Source organism: Mesorhizobium sp. M7A.F.Ca.ET.027.03.2.1, assembly GCF_003999175.1.
In the GTDB taxonomy this organism is placed as follows: domain Bacteria; phylum Pseudomonadota; class Alphaproteobacteria; order Rhizobiales; family Rhizobiaceae; genus Mesorhizobium.
In genome coordinates, this window is record NZ_RZOM01000815.1 from 1 (window position 1) to 2,881 (window position 2,881).

The following is a 2,881-nucleotide window of genomic DNA, read 5'->3' on the forward strand; positions in this document are numbered from 1 at the left end:
AACGACGCAGACGGTGGCAGACTTGCCGGAACGCCGGATGCCGACTTTTGGATTGATCGACTTTGCCAAGCGCTCCAGCGCTTGGGCTTGAGAGCTCGCCGCGCTGTCCAGCGGGAGTATCGCCAGAACCGGGTAGAGCCTAGCGAGCAATCTCACCGCAAGATCTAGTGTCGCCTGGCCTTCGGCGCAGGAAGCGGCCTGATGGTCGAAGGCGACTGCCACGACCTGCTTTTCAAGAGCTGCTTTGAAGTCTCCCAGATGAAAATCGGCCAGGACCTGAGATGCCGCCGTGGCGGCACGATCGATGAAGTTAGCGAATGCCATTGTTCAACTCGATATCATGATCATTCGCGACAGTGCCGCGGGAGGGAGCGCATTCCATTTGGCCTTTTCGTCAAGCCGATAGGCGGCGACCCGAGCAAAATCGAAAGGCTCGCGGGCGAAATTCGGCACTACCAGCGACAGACACCCAACCGTGGTAGCAACCGCATAAGCGTCGTCCGTCGTCGAATGGTAGGCGCGGCCCGGATGGCTGTGAATCTGGGCCAAGAGTTTCAGGCCGCTTTTGTAGAGCCAGACATTGAGCCGGTGCAGTTCTTCGGCCGCAACGATCACGCAAACGCCATCGTTTGTCCGAATGTGACGCTGCGCCGGGATAACCGTCTCTGTTACGGCAAAGTGCCGGTCTTGCTGAACGCCGACCCAGAGCGCCATCCCCTCATTGCCTTCGCGACCAACTGAGCGCAGATGCCCATGCGTGGTCGAGATGCAGCCGCGCGGGAGAGTCACGATCGTTACATCTCTCAAACCAGTCATTCTTGTATCGCCTGAGGGGATACCACCATTCCTACGATTGCCGGTGGGAGTTGAATCTGCAACTGCTCTATAGGAATGATTCCGTACTTGATGATCTTGTCCAGGATGAAGGCCAAACAGCCTTCGCCAGAACCCCGATGAAGTAGCCATGGATCACCTGAATGGGCTGGATTGTCGTGGTATTCCCGGACGCCCGCCATGCACAGGAATGGTTCGTCCTCGGGACTGTTGGCCTGGATGAAGTCCGTCAGCGGCACGGCGTTCTGCTGGATGAGAGCTCCTATCATCTCCGGCGGCGTTCCGGGCAGCGGCGGACGTCTAAGCATTTTCAGGTATAGATCTTTCCGGGCAATCGGATGACGCGTAAACGGATCGACGAAGACCACGGACGGTGGTCTTAAGTCGTAGTCGGTGAAGTCGACCTCGCTCGCTGCGCTGATCACCCGTGGTTTTAACTTGAGGCTTGCGAAAATGAAGAAAGCGCGCGGAAAGGTCGCCTCGATCAAGAAGCAGCCCTGAGCCCGATAGACATCAGCATATGGCCGGAACCGGCCGATCTCCCGATCAAACTTCGCTCGGGAGACCTCCGGATCCACACTTTGGGGTTTAGGCACCTGCGACGCCCGCCTTCAGGCTGAGGAACAGGGTCACAGTATTCGGGAAACCGAAATCGCCAAGCTTCTTGTCGACGTCGAGCAAGTTGCCGGCCTCATCCTTCAATTCCCAATTCTCGGCTGGTTGGGCGACATTCTGCGTGTTCTCAAGGGCTTTGGTACGAATGACGTGAAGCGGCTGGTTGGGATTGGCTTCGACCTGCGTGGGCTGGCCGTTCACCACCATCGTGATCTCGATCTTGCCCGGCCCGCCGCCGTGATTATCGCCCTTACCCGAATCCTTCGACATTGTCCTACTCCTGTGGCTTGCCAACCGTCCCACGCCCTGGCGCCCACCTGCGAGTGAGACCGGCGGTCTTCAATCGTTCACCCGGCGCCACGGCCGCGAGTACGCGAAAGACAGGGGATAAGCTACCGAATCGGTGCTTGCCTTCTTTTATGGGTGACTTGAGCCGCAAGTAAATGGTCTCAAATTGCTCCTCACAACTATAATCGATTATAGCAATGCGAAAATATTGGCGACACGCCTATTCATCTGCTCTCTCACTCGCCTGCTCCGTGCTTGGCAAGGGGAGCTTTGACTGCGTCACGCGTCCCCCAATCCTGCAACGCATTCACCCGAGCCTGCGCGACACCAGCGCCCGCACCGGCCGTGATCCGCAGAACGAAACGCTGATCGTGGCGTTCTATCGCGAACTGGCGCTGCTGTTCTGGCTAGACGATTGCAACGACGTTGGCCTGATCGCGCCGGAGCAGCTCGCCGCCGTGGAGCAGGCGCTGGGGCACGGCGTACCGTGCGTTCTCTCCGGATTCGAGGGCTGCGCTCAGCTGCGCGCTTCGCTGGTGCTGGATCGGCGAACGGCGCCGGCCACGGTGGCCGCTGGCTGGGAGTACATCCATTTCGAACACTGCGCACTGCCCGAGTTGGACCTGACGCAGATCGACCTGCGCGCCTCGCTGCTGGGCAAGGCTATGCGCGCGCCGCTGCTGATCAGCTCTATGGCCGGCGGCATGCCACGGGCCGAGGCCATCAACCGGCATTTGAGCGAGGCAGCGCAAGCCTTGCGGATCGCCATGTGCGGTTCGCAGCGTGTGAGCCTGCAATCCCGTAACTCCCAGGGGCTAACGCGCGCGCTGCGCCGCCTGGCGCCAGACATTCCCTTGCTGGCCAATATCGGCGCCGCGCAACTGCGGGAGGCCGACGGCCTGGACCTGGCGCGTCGCGCGGTGGACGCGCTGGAGGCCGATGGGCTCATCGTCCATCTCAATCCGCTGCAGGAAGCGGTACAGCCGGGAGGGCGACCGCGACTGGCGCGGCGTCCTGGCGCTGATCGCTGGCGCCGCGCGCATCGTGGGCGTGCCGATCGTGGCCAAGGAAGTGGGGGCGGCCTGTCCGCCTCGGTGGCCTGTGCGCTCGTCGAGGCGGGCGTGGCGGTAAATGATTCCGCCGG

General features: G+C 61.0%; 4 protein-coding genes and 2 pseudogenes. 2 read left to right on the top strand and 4 right to left on the bottom strand.

Annotation, left to right across the window (positions count from 1 at the left end; genetic code table 11):
* The 4 genes from EN750_RS27350 to EN750_RS27365 form a co-directional block, all read right to left on the bottom strand.
* On the bottom strand, positions 1 to 324 hold a 324-nt coding region (locus EN750_RS27350), incomplete at its 3' end, for an E2 ligase fold family C protein (protein WP_189526485.1).
* Positions 325 to 327: 3 nt separating this feature from the next.
* On the bottom strand, positions 328 to 816 hold the full coding sequence (locus tag EN750_RS27355; protein WP_126057777.1) for a Mov34/MPN/PAD-1 family protein: 489 nt from the start codon (positions 814 to 816) through the stop codon (positions 328 to 330).
* The gene (locus tag EN750_RS27360) at positions 813 to 1,430 is read right to left on the bottom strand and encodes a putative metal-binding protein (RefSeq protein WP_126057778.1); all 618 of its coding nucleotides are present in this window, start codon (positions 1,428 to 1,430) and stop codon (positions 813 to 815) included. Before EN750_RS27360 ends, EN750_RS27355 begins: the two co-directional genes overlap by 4 nt.
* On the bottom strand, positions 1,423 to 1,719 hold the full coding sequence (locus tag EN750_RS27365) for a DUF2604 domain-containing protein (protein WP_126057779.1): 297 nt from the start codon (positions 1,717 to 1,719) through the stop codon (positions 1,423 to 1,425). The genes EN750_RS27360 and EN750_RS27365 overlap by 8 nt, the downstream gene beginning before the upstream one ends.
* A gap of 311 nt (positions 1,720 to 2,030) precedes the next feature.
* On the opposite strand from EN750_RS27365, the pseudogene EN750_RS39630 reads away from it, so the two are divergent.
* Positions 2,031 to 2,270 (top strand): annotated as a pseudogene (locus EN750_RS39630) (hypothetical protein); the annotation flags it as partial.
* Positions 2,259 to 2,881 (top strand): annotated as a pseudogene (locus EN750_RS27370) (type 2 isopentenyl-diphosphate Delta-isomerase); the annotation flags it as partial. The pseudogenes EN750_RS39630 and EN750_RS27370, both read left to right, overlap by 12 nt.